Genomic DNA, 21,749 nt, shown 5'->3' on the forward strand with positions numbered 1-21,749 from the left:
TTTCCTTTCAAGAATACTTTATTGTTCTTTAGTTCGATTTCTAATGTGTCTCTTTGTTCCATTCCGGAAGTGATGACACATATTGATCGGACATACTAACCAGTTTGTGCGCGCGTTCATATTCATCTTTAGTAACTTCAGGCTTTGTACTTCGTCCGCCTTTCAACAAATATGTGGTGCCATCTTCAAATCCTGCCCCAGGGACAAATGCCCCCTTCTCAGTGATGAAAGAACCGGACGGCAAATAGTAACGTTCCGGAATAATATTGTCATTATGATTAAAGAGATCCTGCCCGAAATGTACCTGATTGCTCAGTGAAATGCCTAATAAATTCGCGACGGTTGGATAAATATCCGATTGGGCTCCAACTTGTTCGTACACATGCGGTGCAGCACCTGGAACGGAGATGACCAGCGGAATGTTCATCATATCAGTAAGCCCGTATTCACGTCCGTAGATTTCTTTCATCAATGATTTTTCAGTATTATTTAACGAATAGATCGGTAGTCCCTGATGATCACCATATAAGACAATGACACTATTATCCCAGACGCCGTTCTGTTTAAGCTTAGCAATAAATTGACCTAGTGCGAAGTCAGCATAATTCTGAGCTTGGATATAGTCGCCAACGAGTGTTCCTTTGTAACGCTCAGGCAACTGCATCTTATATTTGCTCTCAGGAATACGAAAAGGATGATGTCCCGACATCGAAATAATCTGTGCATAGAAAGGTTTACCGCTCTTCTGAAATTTCTCCAGTTCATCAGCTGTTAAGTTGTACAACACTTCATCGGAAGCCGCAAATGAGACCGGATCGGTCTTTCCGAAGAAACGGTCATCGTAATATTTGCCCCAACCGAGCGCCTTGTACAGCTGATCCCGGTTCCAGAACAACACGTTGTTCGTATGAAAGGTTGCTGTTTGATAGCCATTTGCGGCGAGTGTTTTCGGCATGCTAGGCAAGTCTTTATCCGCGTAGACTTCAGAAGCTGCACCGTTCGGTGGAACGTAAAGAGATGTGTTCACCACGAATTCGGCATCAGCTGTATTTCCCTGTCCGACCTGTTGGAAAAAATGCGGAAAATAAAGAGCATTCCGTACAAGTTTGTTCATGTTAGGTGTGATCTCTTGCCCATCAATTTTTAAATCGATTAGAAAGTTCTGAAACGCCTCAAGCTGAATAATAATAACGTTCTTCCCTTTCGCCGCTTGCCACATGACAGGCTGCCCAGGATCTGATTCCCCTTTTACCTGAGCAATTATCTCTGGTGTTATCGACTGCGGATTAACCTTTACGTCCTTAGATGATGCAAATGCTTGATAGACTTCGTAATTGATAACGCCCATACTTTGTGCTTGCTCTAATTCGTTCATCGTATCACGATGCGGCAGTACAAATGCTCCGCTGACGACAAGAGCGACTACTTGTCCGGCTGCATACAAGCTGCGATTTTCACGAACAGATAACCCCTTCCCCCAGTTACGAACACGCCGGCTCCACACAAGCAGGATTGCAAGTAAGACGATATCGACAAATATGAACAAATAGTATGGATCCATCAGTGAAATGACGCTGCTGTTCACTTCCGACACTTGGTTTACTTGCCTTAACTCATGGTAAGTGACGATTACGCCGAAATATTTATAATACATAATGACGGCAAAATAGACAGCAGTAAATAGAAGATCCACGATCAAATAGGTGCCTAATTTACGCTTATATAAGAAACTCTCGATTAAGCAGAAAACAAACCAAACTGGCGGAATACCCGTCACGAGCGTCATCCAAAAGGCTCCACCGCTCGGCTTGAACACAACGCCCCATACGATCAGCAATTTCAAGAGCATAAGGATGGTAAAGAAGACAAACGGCTTCAGAAGCAGACTCTTCCACTCTAATCTATTGTCCAAAATCAACATCTCCCGTTCTATCATGATCCAATTATATCATTTGCAAGAGCTATAAAGTAAAATGCGCCCTCATCAAAACGTACGGTACACGTACGGATCGGACGGAGTATCAATGTTATTCCATTGACTTACTTTGAGTACGGGAATCGTCTGTTTGAATGGCTGATAAAACTCCGAAGTCAGTGTCCCCGTGACATGAACCCACTCATCGTCTTTTAAATCAATATCTTTCGGAAACTCGACTAGCATCCCGAATACGCCAGAATCGGCTACACAATGTATAAATCCGAAGCGGAATACGAAGTAATGCTTCTCATCCACCTGCTTGCCTTTATAGATGAAACCGTTAAATCCGATTGTTTTTCCCATAAACTCATTTGGAAAATTATAAACGGCTTCCAACCCTTTAAGGTAATCTTTATCGGTTAAATTGATTTCTTGTCGGCTGCTAAATTGTGACATCTCCGTATGTGACACTTGCTCATAGCCTTCTTTACCATAAAACACACTGGTATCTGGCTTCAAAAATTGATGATATCCAGGGTTGTCTGCTGAAGTATCAATGCCTGGAAACGAAAAACCTTTTGCATTCACAAAGCTCGAGTCCAGCGTCTGAACCGGAAGAAATATCCCCGTTAAAATTGGGAAGATTAAGATTACGTATCCGAGCAAACGTTTCAACTTAGATGATTCACCATGTGAATGATCGTGACCATGTGAGTGCACGTTATGATGATGTTCGTTATCGTGCATGTGTTCATGTTCATTGTCAGTTTCTCTACGCTCCTTCAAATAAAGGCGAAGAAATTCGAAAATAAACAAAATCCCTAGAAGAACGATGGCACTAATCGAAAGATAAGCATACCTCGTATTTATATATTTATTTAAATTCCCATTTAGATGGAGCTGCAGAAACATAAAAGCAAAACCAGCTAATATATAAAGCCGAATCATCCAAACAACCTCCCTACAACTAAGGATGCCAGCAATGTAATGCTTGCGACAAGAGCAATGAGAACTGCGACAAATTTTCCTTTAAAAATCCCGAGCAACATCAGTGTATTCTTAATATCGATCATCGGACCGAAGACGAGAAATGCTGACAGCGAACCAACGGAAAAAGTACTGCGGAACGAAGAAGCGATAAACGCATCAGCTTCCGAGCACAGTGACATAACGAACGCAAGTCCGATCATGACAAGGGATGACGTTACAGGGTTACTTCCCAGATGAATAAGCGAAGAAGTCGGAATGAACGTCTGCATGCTTGCAGCAATAAATGCACCAAGCACTAGATACTTACCAACGGAAAAGAACTCCTCAATCGCATGCTGCATGACATCAAGCAGTTGCCCTCCTAACTGAGGGTTGGCTGAATGCGCTAACTGTATCTCGCTCGTCGCTGCCGTCTCGGCTATCATTTGCTCCACATTTCGAAACGGAAGTTCGGGAAAGATAAACGAAATAATAATGGATACGATAAACGCTACAACGATCGCCATGCCTGCACGTATAAGTGTCATTCGCCAGTCATTGCCAAAAGCAATGTATGTTGCAAACAGAACTATGGGATTAATGATCGGGCCTGTTAGCATAAAAGCAATACCGGCGTTTAAAGGAACACCTTTGTGGAGCAGTCGCCTTGTAATCGGGACTATACCGCACTCACACGCGGGAAAAAACAATCCAACAGCGCAACCTAATAGTGATGATAGGTAACGGTTGCCCGGCATAATTCTAGCAATCCATCTTTCTCTCAAAAATATTTGGATCACACCCGAAACAATGACACCAACCAATACAAACGGGATCGCTTCCATGATCATACTCAGAAAGATGGTGTTTAATTGAAGAAAAGTTTTCATGAATACCTCCGTTAATCACGCGCGTAAAAATCCAACATAATTCATTATCTATCAAGTTATTTAGAAAATCCAACTTTGATAGTTTTAAGTTCATTTTCTGCTTGCATTATAAATGAACGTTACTAATTTTGCATAAAAAATTGTTACTGCGATAAACTAACTCATGCTGTTATTTTGATCAAGGAGGTGTTGACACGTGGCTAATCCGCAAAACAAAGCATCCAAAGCTGACGTGCAATCTACCAAGTTAAACCAAATGCCTGTCCCAGGTGTAAATGATACCGAATTCAGCGCAGAAGAAGCGGCAAAAGTATTTAAAGATAATCCATCCTCAGGCAGTTCAGATCAAAATCAGAAATAGTTCAAATTTCAAAGAAAATTTAAGCCCGGTTCCTCTCGGACCAGGCTTAATTTGTTTGATACATGAGACCATAGAGTGGAGGTTACAAAATGAAAAAATTGCTTATGTCAATTCTCTTTAGTACACTGCTTTGTTCAAATATATTCACTGCATTTGCAGATGATTCTTCAGTTCAAAAGGCGCCCGCTCAAGATTCTACAATCCAGAAAGAAGATCAAGATAAAATTAAAACGGAATCCTATTCGCGAAGAGGCGGATTTAGATCACCAAGCAGATCATTCACAGGTGGATATGGCGGCACCAGTCCTGGGTATAGAACAGGACCTAGAGCTCCATCACCGGATATTACCCGTCAAAGGCAGCCTTATGTAGGACAACCTAATACAGGCAGCCGCTGGGGAAGCTTCTTCGGTGGTCTGGCAGCAGGCACATTGCTTGGACATATACTGCATCCTTTCGGTGGCTATGGTTACGGCTATGGTTACGGAGGCGGAGGTTTTTCAATTTTCGGTCTTATTTTTTGGGCAGTTATTATATACCTTGGGTATAGACTGTTCCAAAAAATGCGGAGATGAAGACCATGAAAATATTATTTAATGAGCAGGATGTCATCAATTCAGTCTGTGTGTTCACTGCCGAACGATATAACGAGGTCATTCGTAATTTAGAAGCTGAACTATTATTTGAAGAATCAAGAGGCATTTATGCGACAGCAAGCACAATAAACGGGCATCGAATTTATGAAATTACAGAACAAGATATTGTTGATGGTACAGCAATCTATCTAGATAAATACCATAATTTCGACCCCAATACACTGTCGATAGAATTGTTTTTTGATCAAGATAACGGTGTATCTGCCGTCATCGAAGTTGTTCAAGAATAAATAAAATAAAACCGCCACGCTGGCGGTTTTATTTTATATTATTTATTGAGGTAAGGGCAACGTTCCTCTCATTGGGCGGGCAGCAAGTGCCTGTGAAATTTTATTTACGATACTAGCCCCTGTGTCGTTATCAGAAACGGAAATTCGGTCTATTTGCATATCGTGATCGTAAATATCAGAAATACCGTTTTTAATAACGAATCCATATCTCATTCCAATTTGAGCAGCAATTTTCATAACGGTTTTGTTCGTGACTCCATAAGGATACGCAATGGCATCAACGTGGTTGCCAACATGCTTTTCAATTAAATTTTTGGCCAGCAAAAGATCGTCGTGAACGCGTTTCTCATATTGAGCTTCAGTCTCCGTCTCTCCATCCACTGTTATTTTGTTCGTTAACACTGGCACCATCGTCGTTTTTTTAAAGAAGAGAAACCGTCTTGAAGTATGCGGTATTTCATAATGCAGATTGAAGGTATGGTTTTCAATATCAACAAGTCCCGAATCGTACATTTCTTTGGCTTGCTTCCAATCAAAGTGCCTGCTGAATCCTGGCTTCTTGCCAACATCATTGACAATAACAAAAATAGTAGCCTTCATGCCGAGCTTCTTCAAAATTGGAAAAGCAGAATCGTAGTTGCTCTGATAGCCGTCGTCAATGGTAATCATTATCGGCTTTGAAGGCAAATTCTTTTTACCTTCAAAATAAAGCGTTAAGTCGCGATCTGAAATGGTCTGATAGCCACAATCTTTTAAATATTTAAGCTGCTTTTCAAAATCAATTGGCTTCACATTCGAGTGACTGTTCAGATTATCTACAAAATCGTGGTACATAAGAACTGGAATACGTACCGTTGGTTTTTCTTGAGATTTAACAAGATTAGTGCTTACTTCGAATTTGCTTTTTGGCTCATTCGGTTCAAGTGTTGATGCCTTCAATCTCGCTTTTATGAAAAAAGGAGTTATAAGCAATATCATGCAAATTGCGATCCAAGTTGACACCTTTAATACTCTTCTCATCTTACATTCGTCCTCTCAAGATGTTATATCTAGATTGATTTTTACACATAAGCACATGGTTTTGCAAGCTCACGTTAATAAGTGACGTTTTAAAAGAATTCTTTCGTTTTTACAAGGAATTTGTAAAAGAAGGTTGATGCTAAAATGTTGTAGGAAAGGAAAATAAACGATGAACTATGATCCTTTGCATTTCCCCTATTCTTCCCGTAGAACTCCGGTTTATGCCATTGGTATGCATTTGACTTAGCAATTTCGATAGCTTCTGGATTGATTTCTAAAATTGAATTGATAAAAATTCTAATCTGATATGACAATCACATTCTGCTGAAGACGGTATTCGGTTGGCGTAAGCATGAATTTTTTACGAAATACTTGTGTAAAATGGCGGACATCCTGGTACCCAATCCGATCAGCAATTTCCGCGAGCCTCAGCTTTGGATTGAGGAGTAATTGTCTCGCTTGCTCAAGCCGCAGGGAAGTAACATACTCTTTATAACCTTGACCCATTTTCGCTTTAAATAGTTGGCTGAAATAGACTGGATTTAAGAAAACAACGGAGGCAACTTTCTCAAGTGACAAATCTTCATTGTAATGTGTCTTAATATATTGTAGAGCAACCTCTATCGGCGTTTCGGCTGTGCCCTTAAAATATTCGTAATCTTGCGCAGCGGAAGCATGTCGCATTTGGGTTACGACCTTTGGAACAGACGCGAAGTCATGAATAAGTCCTGAATTAACAATTTGAAAAGGCACCTTCATATAATGTCTAAGATGCTCTTTCAGCTTCTCTTGCAGCACCATAATGGGGTAACCTTTATCTAGCTTCACAAGACCAAGCAAGCTTTTCCGATCATAACTGACAACAAATCCTTTGCCATATGTATCAATCAGTTCGCCAAGTACATTTTCAACAATAAAATGATCGAGATGTATACTCTTGTCTTCAGGTTCCATTTGGATCATAACCAAATAAAACTCAGGATAATCTTGAACAAACGGTTTAATATCGATGTTGCCAATATCAAGTCCGGAAGCGAGTCTTTGAAATACGGCTTCGCGCAAATATTTTAAGCTTGTCTTGAGCAGCTTGCTGTCTTTACTGTGCTCCGTCTCCTGATCGATCTCCTCTTTCAGCATGTGTATCAATTCGATCACTTTATTTTTACCGAGCGGTTTAAGTAAGTAATCCCTTGCTCCGAGTCTAACTGCCTCCTGCGCGTATGAAAATTCCGAGTGTGCAGAAATAACGACCCATCTCACATGTGGATACTTCCGCTTTGAGATTCGCATGAATTCAAGCCCATTCATTCCAGGCATCAAAATATCCGTCAATACGATATCAATTGGTTGTTCACTCATCATTTTGACTGCTTCTTCCGTTGAGGCTGCCAAATAAATATGATAATCTGGACAAGCCTTCTTGATCGTACGTCTGACCCCTTCGCGAATTACGCTTTCATCGTCAGCAATGAGAATATTCATGCCTCCATCCTCCTCTGTGCCTCAAGCGGCATCACAATGACAACCGTTGTCCCCTGCCCTGAAGCGCTTTCAATCTGAATTCCGTAACCGTCGCCATACATATGCCTTAGTCTGCGCTGCAGATTTTGTAGACCAATTCCGCCCTTCCCTTTGCTGCCTGACTGCTCGTTATGGATTGATACCCGCAAATGATTCAGCTTCGCTTCATCCATTCCTCTGCCATTGTCCTCAATCATAATATTTAGAGTTTGCCCTTCTTGAGCAGCATGAACTTTCAGTACACCAGTTCTACTTAGCGATTCCAGTCCATGTTTGACTGCATTTTCGATAATAGGCTGCAGCGTCATTTTAGGGAGTCTAAAGTTCATCCACCGTTCATCAATACTTACATCTACCGTGAGCCGCCCTTCTAACCGATATGAAATGATCGTTAAATAATGCTCAATTTGCTCTACTTCCTCGCGAAGCGTCACTTCCTCCTCCCAATGGCTGCTGTAGCGGAACATATGAGAGAGAGACAGTACGACCTCGCCCAGCTTGTCCTGCCCTTTTTCGTCCAGCATCCAATAAATCATATCAAGTGTATTATATAGAAAATGTGGGTTCACCTGTGATTGGAGAGCATGAAGTTCAGCTGTTCGTTCACTGACCGACGATGTTTTGACCCGCTCAATCAATTCTTCAATTCGGGTTACCATCTGGTTAAACGAAGCCACTAATATATTAATTTCCTGATAAGATGTTACATTCAATACGCCTCTGAAGTTTCCGATCTCAACATGCTTCATTTCCTTAATAAGTCTGATTAGAGGAGATGAGATTGTGCGAGATACGATCGAGGCGATCAAAGTGGCCACAAGAATGAGAACCGTAACTACAATAGCCAAATATCGCTTTGTCTGCGTCAACTCAACATTCAAATCTTGATTTGGAGTTACACTGACCACAGACCAATCGGCGAAAGGAAGTTTAGAAGCAACGATAAGTGAACCGTTTCGCTGCTCGACAATGACATCTTTCTCTTCACCTGGAAGCGGTATATCGTTAGGTAAAAGTTCTGCATCTGATGAAGTCGAAGATACGACTCGACCTCGATGAGAAACCAAGTAGACTTTGCTATGTTCTCCAAGCCTCAAGTTATTTAATGCCGATAATATCGGCTTAGGATCGGTTTCATATAACACAATGCCAATAGGTCTGTGCTCGTTCAGATCGTAAATTTGACGTCCAAAGGCGAAGACAGGCCGCTTCTCCATCTGATCGATAATCGAATGCGGGTATACGCCAAGCCATACCATTTTCCCTGTGGAATCATGGATTTGATGGTACCAGTCCGAGTTCATGTAATTAGGGTCCACAACGTTCATATAGTTGCCGTAATTATATATTTTCCCTTTATCTGTAATGATATGGATGCCTACTAAATCGTCACGGGAGTAGAAAATGGCACCGATAATATTGGTGATCGATTGCTCATTAATATATTCAAGTGCAGGTTCGTGCGTCGTCTCCGATAACAGACGGACTAAATCAAAATTGTTACTGATTGACTTGGACAAACTGTCGTAACCTTTGGATAAGAGACCAAATAAACCAACAGTTTGTGATACGTTTTTTTGTGATAAGTCACTTATTTTATCATGATACTGCATCGTCGTACGATTATAGAATAATAGACTTATAATGAGTAAAATCGCCGACATGCAAAAAAGAATAAGTAAAAACAACCGATTGTGAATGGAATTGAACCCGCGTTTCATAGGATGTGACCTCCTTCATTCGATGTTCTTACTTATTCCTATTATCGTTCTTCATGAATCAACTGTTTATAGGCTATCTATTAACCTTTCACTGCGCCAGCAACCATTCCTTTTGTTATTTTCTCGGAGAGCAAGAAGTAGATCACAATTACCGGCAGAGCTCCAAGCACGAGAAACGCTCCGATATCACCGTAATTGACCGAATATTGGCTAACAAATGAATATACACCAAATGGTAGTGTCTTCAATTTCTCGGAGGAGATAAAGGTCGCAGCAAGAATGTATTCATTCCATATGTTAATGAACGTCAGGATGCATACAGTCATAACCGGCGGTACCGAGATGGGTATAATGATGCTTCTGAAAATGCGATATACACTAGCGCCGTCCATATAAGCCGACTCTTCAATTTCATGAGGTATCGATCTCATAAACCCATTTAAAATGAACACAGCAATCGGCGTTTGAAAAGCGATATACGGCAATATCAACGATAAATGAGTGTTTATAATCTTCCAAGCAAAATGAATATTTATGAAATAAAAATGAAAATGAAAGTTATCTAAACCTAATACCGAAGGAATGTTCTTAAAGATAAACATCAATGGAAGCAATGTGGCCTGAAGAGGAATCATCATACCTAGCAGAAAAACAGTCATGACGACTTGGCCATATTTCCATTTGAAACGAGCGATCGCATATGCCGTCATTGAACTAAGTAAAATGACAAATAACATGGTAACTCCAGTTACGAATACGCTATTGAAGAGGTACTGCAGGTAATGGCCTGCTTCATAAGCTTCTTTATAATTCGTCCATTTCGGTGCAGCGGGGAACGAAAAAAAGCTGCCGCCAAGAATTTCTTCATTCGTTTTTAATGAATAGAGCAGAAGCCAAAATAGTGGATAAATTTGAGTCACAATTAGAATCGCAAAAAGAAGAAACACGATCCCTTTTTTTATCTTTTTCATTACCGTGTCCTCCTTCTAGCTTACCTTATTTTCAATGCGTTTGAAAACAAAATTAATCATCACTGTGAAGACAAGGCAAATCACAACTAGGAATGTTGCCAGTGCGCTTCCGTACCCATATTTCATAGATAAAAATGACATGTTGTACATATAGGTAGATATCGTTTCTGTCGCATTTGCGGGTCCTCCGCCCGTCATAACCATAATGAGATCAAATGCCTGGAGAGATCCGATAAAAGCGAGAACAATCGAAATTTTAAATATCGGAACGACCATAGGGAACGTAATATAACGGTCTGCTTTAAAACCGTCAGCTCCGTCAATTTTAGCTGCTTCATAAATTTCCGAAGGAATATTCTGGACTCCTGTAAATTGGATCAAAAGGTGGTAGCCGAAATACTGCCAAAGTGAAACGAAGTACAGACAGAACATTGCAATTTTCGGTTCGGTTATCCAGCTATGCGTCCAGCTTGTAAGATGCAGACTATTCAAAATTCCATTAATCATACCGCCCATAGAGGCCGGATTATAAATCGTTTTCCACAGTTGGCCAATGATTACAACCGATAAAATAACCGGGATAAAATAGATAGATACTAGAGTATTAGCCCTTTTCACATATCGATTGAGAAGGATCGCCATCATTAAACAAATTGGAATTTCTGCCATGGAGAATACGGCGTACAAGAGTGTTCTTCGAACCGATGGCCAGAAGACTGGATCGTCAAATAGCATTGTCTTAAAATTAGCTAATCCGATAAAATTAGCTCCAGAGATTCCATTCCAATCCAGCAAAGCACTATACAAGGAAACCAATATAGGAATAAAAACAAGGCATACATAAAGTAGTAAACAAGGCAGTACGAAGACGGCTATCGTACGCGCTGGCACCTTTAACACATTCACGATCTCGCCTCCTCACAATGTCCAAATATGTTATCTAGATTGCTCCCTATACAAAAAGCTCGATGTAAAGGGGCTGTCAAAGCCCCCTCGCATCGACACTTTATATTCATTATTTGTTATTAGCTTCAAACGCAGATTGATGCTCTTGTGCAACTTGACTTGGATCTACTTTTTGGACGAACAAGTTTTGAATGCTGCTGAGGTGGATCTGAGCAGTTGCAGGATTCATCGTATTATCGAAGGCCAAATCTCCGCCTTTGACATTTTTGAACAAATCGAGTGCACTGATTGCAAGATCGGAATAACCGGCAGCTTTGAAATCACCATCTACTTTTTGTCCGATACCGACAGCGTTCTTCAGATCAAACTCTGCTTTAGGAAGATTCGATGCGAAGAAATGTAAGAAATCTTTCGTTTCTTGTAAATGATCGCTGTTTGCCGATACTGCAAATGCGCTGCCTGGAGCTAGCATATATTCGTTCACGTCGCCTTTTCCGTTAACCGTAGGGAATTGGAATACGCCAACTTTACCTGCAACTGGCGAAGAGTCGATCGCTCCAATCTCCCATGTACCCATAATATACATGGCTGCTTTACCTGTTTTGAAAATGTTTCCACCTGCGTTGTAATCAATAGATGTTGCACCTTCTTCAAATGCTCCAGCATCTACTAGCTCTTGGAATTTAGCTACAGCTTCTGTGAAGGCTGGATCGTTGAATGTTTTCTTCTTGTCCAGTACGTCCTGCAGGAAGCCTGGCCCGTTGTTCGTGCGAAGAAGAATGTTCATGAACAAGAATGAGCCTGTCCAGGAATCTTTTTCACCAATAGCGATGGGTGTAATGCCTTTAGCTTTCAACGTCTTCACGTCTTGGAGAAGCTCGTCGAACGTTTTTGGCGTATCGGTAATACCGGCTTGTTGGAACAACTCTTTATTGTAGTAGACGACCTCAATGTTGTTGCCGTCTGGCAGTGCGTATACATTATTGTCAAAGCTGTAGTAATCAAGAAGTCCTTTTTGATAAGTGTCTCTCAGTCCATCCTTGTCCAATATATCGTTTAGCGGCGCAAGCAGTCCTGCATCGACAAATGGCTTCATTTGTGCGGCAGGGTTCACGATTGTAATATCAGGAACTTCTTTCGAAGCCGCTTGCGTTTTCAGTTTCATTTTTTGCTGGTCTGTATTTAAGGAATCTAGATCAATAGTGATGTTCGGATGTTCCTTCTCATACTGGTCTACAAGTTGATGAAGCATTTTATAAGAAGGTGTTGTCGAATCCGGATAGATGTTCTGGAATGTGATTGTTACCTTTTTGTCGGATGAGCTTGTTGGCGTTGATTCTGTTGAACTGGTTGAAGATGTGTTTGAAGTAGAGGAATTGTTTGAGCTTCCACACGCTGCTAAGCTAAGCGCCAATGCGCTAGCCAAAATGACTGCTAGTACTTTTCCTTTTGCCATTTCTAAACCCCCTATATATTCAAAAGATAGGTCTATTATGTTTTATCAGTCATTTTTCAACAATGTGTGAAATTAAGAATTGATGTTTACTTTTTTAAGATCATGTTGAGCGTTTTAAATACTCACTGTATTTTGACAACTTCTTTCCTCTGCTCATATGGTAATTTTAACGATACAATCCCCTCTTCATTAACGATGCTGTCGCCGACGATTTGTTTATAACCTGTTTGAGTTATTTTACCGCTTAGATTGATACGGCCGCTTGTCTCGCTACTGCCGTCTCCGAACTACTCATCCCCCTTTGGATGATCAGCTCCTTTTTTTATTAAATGAGTCCCATTTCTTTTAAATTTCTGTAGCTGATGGCTAGACTCTCAAACGGATCTCTTCGACTTTGGTCCTGTTCGACAATTAACCACTTGGTCCCTACTTCTTCAGCAGCACGAGCGATGGCTTTAAAATCTAATATACCTTCACCGATTTCTGCAAAAAATTGATCTTCTCCATCTTCCACGTCCTTAATATGGAGAAGCGGACACCGGTTCTTAAGCTTGCTGAGGTACTCCGTTGGTTCTTCTCCGCCTCTCTTTACCCAATAGGTATCGAGCTCCATTTGAACGAATGCCGGATCTGTCTCTCGCAATAAAATATCTAGAGCATATTCGCCATCATAGCGTACAAACTCCCAGTTATGGTTATGATAGAGAAATTGAACGCCTCGCTTACGAAATTTCGCTCCGATGACATTCATTTTTTCTGCTTTTATCAATACATCCTCTTTCGAGTTGAATCGTAAGGACACAGCAACATATCTACCGCCGTTCACCTCATCAAGATAATCCGAGATCAAATCTGGATCAAAATCTAACGTATCGAATCCTGCATGGGTACCAATAACCCTCAATCCTAAGCGGTCCAAGATCGCTTTCTGTTCGGAGATCGCCATCCCTTCAGGAGGACATCCCAGTTCAATACCTTGATAGCCGATCTGAGCAATTCTCTCGAGAGTGCCTATATAATCTTTGACTAGAGCTTCACGCACTGTATAGGGCTGAACAGCGACAGGAAACTTGTTCATTTGATCGCATCCTTTCTAATTTTCGTGATGGTCATTCTTATGATTCAGCTACAGATCCAGCGTATTGTATTTCAGTCCTAGAGGAAGCGGCGTCGGACGTTCGACTGTCGAGTCTAGTTTTACGTGCTGTTCAGTCTTTGAAGCTTCGAAGATGCCAAGTGAAATGTCGAGTACATGCCGTGCCAATCTTCCGCTCGCCCGATGAGGTCTGCCTGATTGAATGGCATAGGCCATATCTGCGATACCCATTCCACGCCCTTCTTCAGAAAAGGGATGGGTATGTGGAATTTCTTTGACCTGTCCATTTGGGAACTGGATTGATATTGTACCGCCGAATAAATTGGGATCTGGAACGAAGAAATTGCCTTCTGTCCCATAAATCTCCATCCGCGGAAAATAACCAAATGATTCTTTGGCAGCTTGGAAACTTGCAACCGCTCCACTTTGAAAATCGAGGACTGCCGTTACGTTCGTCGGAGCTTCTACAGGAACCGATTGACCAAATGCAGGTGATTGGGGATTGTTAATGACAATCTCTTGATTCAGCTGGCTAGCTGAACCGCTTACTCGTCTCACGGGGCCGAGCAATGCGATTAGAGCCGTTACATAATATGGACCCATATCGAGCATTGGATCTCCGCCAAGCTTCAAGAAATTTCGGAAATTTGGATGCATGCCGCTTGAAGAACTTCCCATTATAATCGTGGCGCTTGCAGCGTAAGGAGTACCAATCCATCCATCGTCAATCAGTTTGATACAGGTCTGAATGCCTGCTCCGAGAAATGTGTCCGGTGCACATCCCACAAGAAGTTCTTTGGACTCAGCTAAGGCAAGCACTTCATCCGCATCTTGACGGTTTAATGCAAATGGCTTTTCCGTATATACATGCTTCCCGGCATGCAGAGCCTTCAAATTTACCGAGGCGTGTGCGGCTGGAGATGTAAGATTCAGAACGATTTCAATTTCAGGATCTGCGAGAAGTTCGTCAGGGGTGTACACACCTGGAATTTGAAACTCTTCTGCTCTCTTGCGAGCAAGCTCTGGCACGAGATCTGCGACGGCCCTAACCTCAACGATGTTCCCAAAAATGCTGGTTAAATTTTTTAAATAAACGCTGCTAATCACTCCGGTTCCGATAACACCAACCTTCACTTTACGCACAAGAATCAACCCTTCTTCCTGATTATAATTAGAGACACAGCTTCGCAATCATTTCATCAACCATACTATGAATATGTATCTTTTGATCATAGAATTCGTGAATCAAACAACACTTTCCTTTATATGTAAATCATATTATGATGAAATTGGACTTGATCGACAAAAAAAAGACAAGCACAGCTTGTTCATTCAAGTTGTGCTTGTCTTTTCATGTGTCATTGTAAAAATCGATTACAGTACGAGTTTCTTATAGGCTTCTGTAGTTAGCACTCTCTTGGCACCAATATATTTAGGAGCAAAATAAGTATTGCTAAGTGGCGTTATCGTAACTCCTTTAGAGGAGGATGCCTGTGCAAATTTACCATTACCCACATAAATACCGACATGAGAGATGCCAAAACCTAAAGTGTTGAAGAATACTAAATCTCCCTTGCGAAGCTGAGATTTAGATACTGCCTGTCCCATATGAAATTGAGAAGCGGCCTGGTGAGGCAAGTTTACTCCAAACTTGCTGTAAACAAATTTGGTGAATCCAGAGCAGTCGAAACCGCTTTTGGATGCTCCTCCCCATACATATGGCGTTCCAATTACATTGTTAACAATGTTGTCTAGTTTAGAATCGGCAAATGCACTGCCCGCTCCTGTTGAGAGCATCATGACTAAACCTAATGCTGCTGCAGCTATTTTCTTCTTCAAATTAGACAAACTCCTTCCTGTGCCTGCGAGGTTAGCTTAAGGATTCGGTTGAAGGTTCCCTATGATCCCTCCGTTGCAAGATCAATTCACCCATTGAGGTCGGGTCCCCCGCTTCTCGGTGCGAAGAATTCGGCTATTATTGTGTGTTGCACCTAAAACAAACGACTTTGAAACAAAAGATTTTGAAACTTCGTTACAGCAAAGATTACAAATTTGTTACTATGTAACTGATTACAATTTTAACAGCCTATTCGATAAAATTCAACTTTCGCTTCGCAAAATTCCCTAGAAAATCTTGTGTTTTACTAGGTTCAATAATGAATATCAGATCAATTAATCGTGGAATCAGGTTGATATAAGAAATATTGGACATATAAAATATGAAAAAATTGTTAACGATGAAGAGTATAAAAAAGAAAGGAGACGTGCTTTAGCACAACTCCTAATGGTTAATTCAAATCCTTATCATATACGCTTTTTATTGTATCCGCGCTCGTTATGTATCGGCAGATAACGCTGGCGCAAGCCCGCTAATCGCCAATCGAACCACCATAGGCACTTGGGAGACGTTTGAGCTAGGAACGACTGCTGACGGGAAGAGGACACTGAAGTCGATGGCAAATAATCTATACGTATGTGCAGATGATACCGGGAACAGCCCACTCATTGCAAACCGAACTACTGCCAGCGGATGGGAAACGTTCGAAATCATCCGGTGATAACCTCTAAAGCCAGTCTGCTCAAAATAAAAAATCCTAATCTTTTGATTAGGATTTTTTATTCATTTGCTTACTCGGCCGCATCCGAAAGATGTTCTCTGCAAAAAGCTTCTACTGCTTCGATCTCATCTTCTTCAAGATCAAACTCAACGAATTTATCGGTTGTTCTTTCGTGAATTTCGTATTTCACAATACCTGTCCGCGTTTCTTCATCGCCATATATAACTCTTAGATATAATCCATTTTCGGAAAATAATTCATCATCCTCATCGACTTCAATATCGAGAATGAATTCATAACGTTTACCAGAAATAATTCCAAAGGGATCTTTGATTAGTTCAACACTATAAGACTTGATCGTTAACATCCATTTCATCCTTTTCTAAGTAGTCACTGGGTCCATCTGTCCATTATACCTCAAATGGTCAACTAACATTATTTTTGGAAATAAATCGTATTTGCTATTCGTTCTAAAGCTTCTTCTAATATGGACTGTGGACATGCGAAATTAAGTCTCATAAATCCTTCTCCACTCCTCCCAAACATAGTGCCTCCATTAAGAAGCACTTTAGCTTCCTCTTTCACACTTCTTTCGAGTTTATCAAAGCTCTCTTCTACTTCTCGGAAATCAAGCCATGCCATATATGTCGCTTGTGGTTTGTGATATTTCACCTTTGGCATATGCTTCTTAACAAATTTGTTGATAAAATCGGCATTTGCATCCAAATAAGTCAGAAGCTGTTCCAACCATTCTTCTCCTTCCGGGGAGTATGCTGCTATAGTAGCCGTCAGCCCAAACAAATTCACGCCATGTATCGATGATTTCTTCAATTCTTCATCAAGCTTCGCTTTTATTTCAGGGTTTGGAATAATAATGTTAGATGCCTGCAAACCAGCTAAATTAAATGTTTTGCTTGGTGCCGTACAAATAATCGAATGATTTGCAAAGGATTCCCCTAGTAACGCGTAAGTCGTATGCTGATTTCCCGGTAACACAAGATCGCTATGAATCTCGTCTGAAACAACAATCACGTCGTTATCGTTACATATTTGCCCCAATCTTTGAAGCTCTTCTGCACTCCATACCTTCCCTACCGGATTATGCGGATTACATAAGATAAGCAGCTTTGTGTCTGGGTCCTTCGCTTTTTGTTCCAAGTCCTCGAAGTCCATTTCATAAATCCCATTTTCATTTTTCAATGCGTTATTTGCTACAATTCGATTATTTTGTACGACTGTATTGGTGAATGGATGGTACACAGGCTGCTGAATAATGACTTTATCCCCTTCTTTGGTGAAAGCTCTTATGATAAAGTTCAGTGCTGGAACGACACCCGGCATCAAAGTAACCCATTCTGACTGGATCTCCCATCCGTGTCTTTTCTTCATCCACCATTTCAATGCATCATAGTAATGATCGTTTGGAAAGCTATAACCATAGATTCCGTGCTCTACTCTTTCTTTCAATGCGTTAATAATCGGAGCAGCACATCTGAAGTCCATATCAGCAACCCAAAGCGGGAGTCCTCCCTCAGCATCAAAATCTATATGTCTTTTTAAATATGCCGGATCCCATTTCACAGAGCTCGTTCCACTTCGATCAATAACCTCGTTAAAATCATATTGCATAATGATTCTCCTCCCCAATATTAAAGTTTCCATATAAAGAAGCCAGGGGTCTCCCCTAGCTTCCGAGTATTTATCAAGTTAAGGAAACTTCTTAATACCCATAACATGATCGAGAGGAATATAACCGATGTTTCTGCTGTCGTTGCTATTATTTCGGTTATCTCCCATGACAAATATGTGGTCTTTGGGAACAATCCATTTTTGATTCGAAACAAAATTCATCGTTTCTTTAAGATAAGGCTCTTGCAGCGCTACTCCATTTCGGTATACTTTATGATCCTTAAATTCCAAGACATCCCCTGGTTTCCCAATCACTCTTTTGACGTAAAAAGTATGGTCCTCTTTAGTGTTCTTCCCCATTATAAATTGAATTAACGGGTGCTCAATAACACTGTCCTTAAAAGAACGTTTTCGGTCGATACGACTATCGATCACGACAATATCACCATAATCAGGCTCTTTCGAAAAGGTATGTGATAATTTCGATACATAGATTCTCTCCTTATCATGTAAGGTCGGATCCATGGAATGGCCATCAACCTTGTAAGGTTGGAAAACAAATATTCCGACGAATAAAGTGAGTATAAAGCCAATTCCAATAGAGCTAAGCCAAGTTCCTATCTCTTTTAATACTTTCATACTGCACGTAACCTCTTTCCTTTTGATAAGCAAATTCTAGCACAAATTTTCCTAATCTACTAATTATCCTCAGTGGGTCTCAGCAACCTCCCCATTGTATCAAGTCACTGTTCACTGTATTTACTAATTAATTTCTCTCAACATTAGATAAATCGGATTCTTTAATTCCTTAATATATTTATTCGTGAAATCACCTATTATTTCCTTTGTATGTAATGTATATTGAAGTACTATCGATCAATAAAAAAGCCGCGATATGCGGCTTTTACACTCTTATCTTTCACTAGTCGAAATAATGATCTGATTCGTCTTGCTATCCCATTTTGCTTCATAACCCGTTAATACTGCTAAATTAGCCAATGGGAACATGACGGTTTGCCCTAAAAGTCGAGAACTCGTAATTTGGGCGGCTGTTCCATCAACCATGAGTACATTCGAAAGCGGCTTATGAGTTATTGTTCGATCTTCGGTTAATATAGTGATCAACTGGGTTTCATTGTTCCAATGAACTTCTTCTCCAAGCAAAACTACGATCTCTCTAAGAGGAACAAAGATGCGGTTATTTACACGAATAAGCGGATTACTTAATTTCGTAACCTTGCCGTCGATCACGATCTCCCCGTCAATAACCTGTGTTCCTATTTGATATCCATTTTTTTGTGCGATCTCATTAAACGATAAGCTTGATGAAGTTATGATGACGGTGGTGTTCATTTTCACTTTCGGAAAGAGCCAATGAATATCGTCGTTATGCATCCGTATGCAGCCGGCACTCACATATTTTCCGATTGATTTCTCATTATTATTACCATGGATCCCATAAGTTGTTCCTTCTGTACCATTGACTTCTAGACCTAACCAACGATCTCCAAGCGGATTGCGAGGGTCTCCTCCGGGTATCTTTTCTTTGTAGTAAGGTCTGTTTTTAATTTTGGTTACAATTTTGAATTTTCCTTCTGGGGTCAAGCTTTTCGTTTTTCCAGTAGCTACAGGAAACTCCTTTACCAGCTCACCGTCTTGAAAGAAAGCTAGTTTATTCGTTTTTTTGTTCACAATAATCAAATCATTATTGGTTTCCTCCGCATTCGCTCTTTCTCCAAAGGGAATGACCCACATTAAAAGAAAAGCCAGTGTGAGTAAGACGCTTCGCTTCATATGATGAACCAGTTCACAAACCTCCTCTCATGGTGCACTGATAATCAATATATTAAGGAACCGTCTGTCTTGATACATGGACTAAATATAGAAAAAAAGACCGCTGAACGGATTCAGCAATCCTTGGTCTATCCTTATTAAATGTTTATTATTAGGACTTCATTTGAGGAGAATTCGGGGAGAGCTGCATGAACTCAATCCGATTGCCATCCGGATCTTTAACCCAGCATTGCCAATTGTCATCTTTACCCCGAGAAGGTCCAGAATCAAGAGGGATTCCATGCTTATGCATATGTTCGGCAAGTTGCTTTATATCCTCAACTTCAAGACACAAATGTGAAAATCCAATAGAATGCGGAGGTAAATCTGGTTTATGTTGTCCTCCGTAAAACAGCTCAATAAACTGCAAACCAGCTACTCTGATATAGACTATCCATGGCTGACCTTCATCGTTCTCAATTTCAAAAGCTTTTGTAAATCCTAATACATCACAATAAAAGTGAAGTGATTTATCCATATCCGACACATCAAAAGCGACATGTCCTATCCCTCTAATCACTGCTATCCCTCCTTTTGATCCAACGACCATTTAAATGGTCATCATATCTACAAATTGGTGTACTGGAGTCTTCTCCAGCTTCTGCTCATCTTGAAAGAGTTCCAATATACCCGTGACCTGCTTAGAAGGAAACCGTGTCTCTAAGTTCTGCTGAAACTTAGCTTCAAGGAGCGGAATTCCTTCTGCTCGTCTTCGGCGATGCCCGATCGGATATTCCGTTTCAACTTTTTCCGTTGAGCTGCCGTCAGTGAAAAACACTTGAATCGCGTTTGCGATAGACCGTTTACTTGGGTCAAGATAGTCTTGTGAATACCTAACGTCTTCTACCGTCTCCATTTTGTCTCTTAACTGATCGATACGCGGATCTCTTGCCGCAGCATCTTCATAATGATCCGCGTTCAAGTCACCATGGAGAAGACCAATAGCAACCATGTACTGAATGCAGTGGTCACGGTCTGCTGGATTATTGAGTGGCCCTTTCTTATCAATAATGCGAATGGCTGATTCATGTGTCGTAATGACGATTTTCTCGATTTCATCAAGCCTGTCTTTGACCTGAGAATATAGCTTCAATGCGCATTCAACAGCCGTTTGGCCATGGAATTCTGCAGGATAAGCGATTTTAAACAATACATTTTCCATGACGTAGGAGCCGTATGGTCTACCTAATCTGAACTCATTTCCTTTGAAAAGTACACCGTAAAATCCCCATGTCTTTGCTGTCAGCGCCGATGGATACCCCATCTCGCCTTTCAACGCCATGAGCGCAAGTCTAACCGCACGGCTCGTCGCATCCCCCGCCGCCCACGATTTACGCGAGCCAGTATTAGGGGCATGCCGGTAAGTTCGCAGAGCTTGACCGTCAATCCAAGCATTGGATATAGCGTTAATGATCTCATCCCTGCTGCCTCCGAGCAGTTTCGTTACGACTGCAGTCGAAGCTACCTTCACCAATACGACATGATCTAGACCAACACGGTTGAAGCTATTCTCTAGTGCGATAATCCCTTGAATTTCATGTGCTTGAATCATCGCTGTAAGAACATCTCTTACTGTGAGTGGAGCTTTTCCTTCGGACACGCGAACTCTGCATATATAATCAGCGACAGCCAGAATGCCGCCTAAATTATCCGATGGATGACCCCATTCCGCCGCCAACCATGTGTCATTATAATCAAGCCAGCGAATCATACTGCCGATGTTAAATGCAGCCGTAACAGGATCAAGTTGATAAGACGTTCCCGGTACTTTCGCACCGTTAGGCACAACCGTTCCAGGAACAATAGGTCCTAACAGCTTGGTGCACTCTGGATATCGCAATGCTAGAAATCCACAACCTAAAGTATCCATTAAACAGTACTTGGCGGTTTGATAGGCTTCCTCGCTCTCGATCTCAAATTGCAGGACATAGTCAGCAATATCAACGAGCACTTTATCGGGTTCTGGACGAACGTTACTGATATGTGAAGACATTATTTTTCCCCCTGTTCAAAG

Annotated in this window: 22 protein-coding genes and 1 riboswitch; of the genes, 3 read left to right on the top strand and 19 right to left on the bottom strand. The window is 41.1% G+C overall.

Annotated features, from left to right (window positions below; translation table 11 throughout):
• Nucleotides 1-40: 40 nt before the first annotated feature.
• The 3 genes from J2Z20_RS04855 to J2Z20_RS04865 all read right to left on the bottom strand — a co-directional run bounded on the left by J2Z20_RS04855 (nt 41) and on the right by J2Z20_RS04865 (nt 3,777).
• On the bottom strand, nt 41-1,921 hold the full coding sequence (locus tag J2Z20_RS04855) for an LTA synthase family protein (protein WP_209847307.1): 1,881 nt from the start codon (nt 1,919-1,921) through the stop codon (nt 41-43).
• A gap of 63 nt (nt 1,922-1,984) precedes the next feature.
• Entirely contained in the window at nt 1,985-2,866 is an 882-nt protein-coding gene (locus tag J2Z20_RS04860; protein ID WP_209845886.1) for a TIGR03943 family putative permease subunit, read from the bottom strand.
• Entirely contained in the window at nt 2,863-3,777 is a 915-nt protein-coding gene (locus J2Z20_RS04865) for a permease (RefSeq protein ID WP_209845887.1), read from the bottom strand. The genes J2Z20_RS04860 and J2Z20_RS04865 overlap by 4 nt, the downstream gene beginning before the upstream one ends.
• Before the next feature lie 196 nt (nt 3,778-3,973).
• Here J2Z20_RS04865 and J2Z20_RS04870 point away from each other — a divergent pair, with 196 nt between their 5' ends.
• From J2Z20_RS04870 to J2Z20_RS04880, 3 genes are all read left to right on the top strand, one after another.
• On the top strand, nt 3,974-4,138 hold the full coding sequence (locus tag J2Z20_RS04870; RefSeq protein WP_209845888.1) for a hypothetical protein: 165 nt from the start codon (nt 3,974-3,976) through the stop codon (nt 4,136-4,138).
• Nucleotides 4,139-4,227: 89 nt separating this feature from the next.
• Nucleotides 4,228-4,713, top strand: a complete 486-nt coding sequence (locus tag J2Z20_RS04875; RefSeq protein ID WP_209845889.1) for a hypothetical protein — start codon at nt 4,228-4,230, stop codon at nt 4,711-4,713.
• 5 nt (nt 4,714-4,718) lie between these two features.
• Nucleotides 4,719-5,024 carry a DUF2653 family protein gene (locus J2Z20_RS04880; RefSeq protein ID WP_209845891.1) on the top strand — a complete coding sequence of 102 codons (306 nt, stop codon included), beginning with the start codon at nt 4,719-4,721 and terminating at the stop codon, nt 5,022-5,024.
• 42 nt (nt 5,025-5,066) lie between these two features.
• Here the strand turns inward: J2Z20_RS04880 and J2Z20_RS04885 are convergent, their stop codons facing one another.
• From J2Z20_RS04885 to J2Z20_RS04960, 16 genes are all read right to left on the bottom strand, one after another.
• The gene (locus J2Z20_RS04885; protein WP_209845892.1) at nt 5,067-6,044 is read right to left on the bottom strand and encodes a polysaccharide deacetylase family protein; all 978 of its coding nucleotides are present in this window, start codon (nt 6,042-6,044) and stop codon (nt 5,067-5,069) included.
• A 297-nt stretch (nt 6,045-6,341) separates the two neighbouring features.
• The gene (locus J2Z20_RS04890; protein WP_209845894.1) at nt 6,342-7,526 is read right to left on the bottom strand and encodes a response regulator transcription factor; all 1,185 of its coding nucleotides are present in this window, start codon (nt 7,524-7,526) and stop codon (nt 6,342-6,344) included.
• On the bottom strand, nt 7,523-9,286 hold the full coding sequence (locus tag J2Z20_RS04895; RefSeq protein ID WP_209845896.1) for a sensor histidine kinase: 1,764 nt from the start codon (nt 9,284-9,286) through the stop codon (nt 7,523-7,525). Before J2Z20_RS04895 ends, J2Z20_RS04890 begins: the two co-directional genes overlap by 4 nt.
• Nucleotides 9,287-9,366: 80 nt before the next feature.
• Entirely contained in the window at nt 9,367-10,257 is an 891-nt protein-coding gene (locus tag J2Z20_RS04900) for a carbohydrate ABC transporter permease (RefSeq protein WP_209845898.1), read from the bottom strand.
• A gap of 15 nt (nt 10,258-10,272) precedes the next feature.
• On the bottom strand, nt 10,273-11,163 hold the full coding sequence (locus J2Z20_RS04905; protein ID WP_209845900.1) for a carbohydrate ABC transporter permease: 891 nt from the start codon (nt 11,161-11,163) through the stop codon (nt 10,273-10,275).
• A gap of 109 nt (nt 11,164-11,272) precedes the next feature.
• The gene (locus J2Z20_RS04910; protein ID WP_209845902.1) at nt 11,273-12,619 is read right to left on the bottom strand and encodes a sugar ABC transporter substrate-binding protein; all 1,347 of its coding nucleotides are present in this window, start codon (nt 12,617-12,619) and stop codon (nt 11,273-11,275) included.
• A 325-nt stretch (nt 12,620-12,944) separates the two neighbouring features.
• Nucleotides 12,945-13,697, bottom strand: coding sequence for a sugar phosphate isomerase/epimerase family protein (locus tag J2Z20_RS04915; RefSeq protein ID WP_209845904.1), 753 nt, complete (start codon nt 13,695-13,697; stop codon nt 12,945-12,947).
• Nucleotides 13,698-13,745: 48 nt separating this feature from the next.
• A complete protein-coding gene (locus J2Z20_RS04920) occupies nt 13,746-14,858 on the bottom strand; it encodes a Gfo/Idh/MocA family protein (protein WP_209845906.1) in 1,113 nt (370 codons plus the stop codon).
• 231 nt (nt 14,859-15,089) lie between these two features.
• Nucleotides 15,090-15,554: a C40 family peptidase gene (locus tag J2Z20_RS04925; protein WP_209845908.1), complete on the bottom strand. Its 465-nt coding sequence runs from the start codon at nt 15,552-15,554 to the stop codon at nt 15,090-15,092.
• A gap of 5 nt (nt 15,555-15,559) precedes the next feature.
• A riboswitch (cyclic di-AMP (ydaO/yuaA leader) is annotated at nt 15,560-15,699 on the bottom strand.
• A 351-nt stretch (nt 15,700-16,050) separates the two neighbouring features.
• Nucleotides 16,051-16,266, bottom strand: coding sequence for a hypothetical protein (locus tag J2Z20_RS04930; RefSeq protein ID WP_209845910.1), 216 nt, complete (start codon nt 16,264-16,266; stop codon nt 16,051-16,053).
• Nucleotides 16,267-16,343: 77 nt separating this feature from the next.
• The gene (locus tag J2Z20_RS04935; RefSeq protein WP_209845912.1) at nt 16,344-16,640 is read right to left on the bottom strand and encodes a DUF6509 family protein; all 297 of its coding nucleotides are present in this window, start codon (nt 16,638-16,640) and stop codon (nt 16,344-16,346) included.
• A gap of 68 nt (nt 16,641-16,708) precedes the next feature.
• The gene (locus tag J2Z20_RS04940) at nt 16,709-17,902 is read right to left on the bottom strand and encodes a MalY/PatB family protein (RefSeq protein WP_209845914.1); all 1,194 of its coding nucleotides are present in this window, start codon (nt 17,900-17,902) and stop codon (nt 16,709-16,711) included.
• A 78-nt stretch (nt 17,903-17,980) separates the two neighbouring features.
• The gene (gene lepB, locus J2Z20_RS04945) at nt 17,981-18,541 is read right to left on the bottom strand and encodes a signal peptidase I (protein ID WP_209845916.1); all 561 of its coding nucleotides are present in this window, start codon (nt 18,539-18,541) and stop codon (nt 17,981-17,983) included.
• Between the two features lie 273 nt (nt 18,542-18,814).
• Nucleotides 18,815-19,696 carry a L,D-transpeptidase family protein gene (locus tag J2Z20_RS04950; RefSeq protein WP_209845918.1) on the bottom strand — a complete coding sequence of 294 codons (882 nt, stop codon included), beginning with the start codon at nt 19,694-19,696 and terminating at the stop codon, nt 18,815-18,817.
• A gap of 151 nt (nt 19,697-19,847) precedes the next feature.
• A complete protein-coding gene (locus tag J2Z20_RS04955) occupies nt 19,848-20,255 on the bottom strand; it encodes a VOC family protein (RefSeq protein ID WP_209845920.1) in 408 nt (135 codons plus the stop codon).
• Nucleotides 20,256-20,285: 30 nt separating this feature from the next.
• Nucleotides 20,286-21,728, bottom strand: a complete 1,443-nt coding sequence (locus J2Z20_RS04960; RefSeq protein WP_209845922.1) for a bifunctional 2-methylcitrate dehydratase/aconitate hydratase — start codon at nt 21,726-21,728, stop codon at nt 20,286-20,288.
• Between the last annotated feature and the right edge of the window lie 21 nt (nt 21,729-21,749).

The sequence above is a fragment of the Paenibacillus sediminis genome, from assembly GCF_017873765.1.
Classification (GTDB): Bacteria; Bacillota; Bacilli; order Paenibacillales; family Paenibacillaceae; genus Paenibacillus_AG; species Paenibacillus_AG sediminis.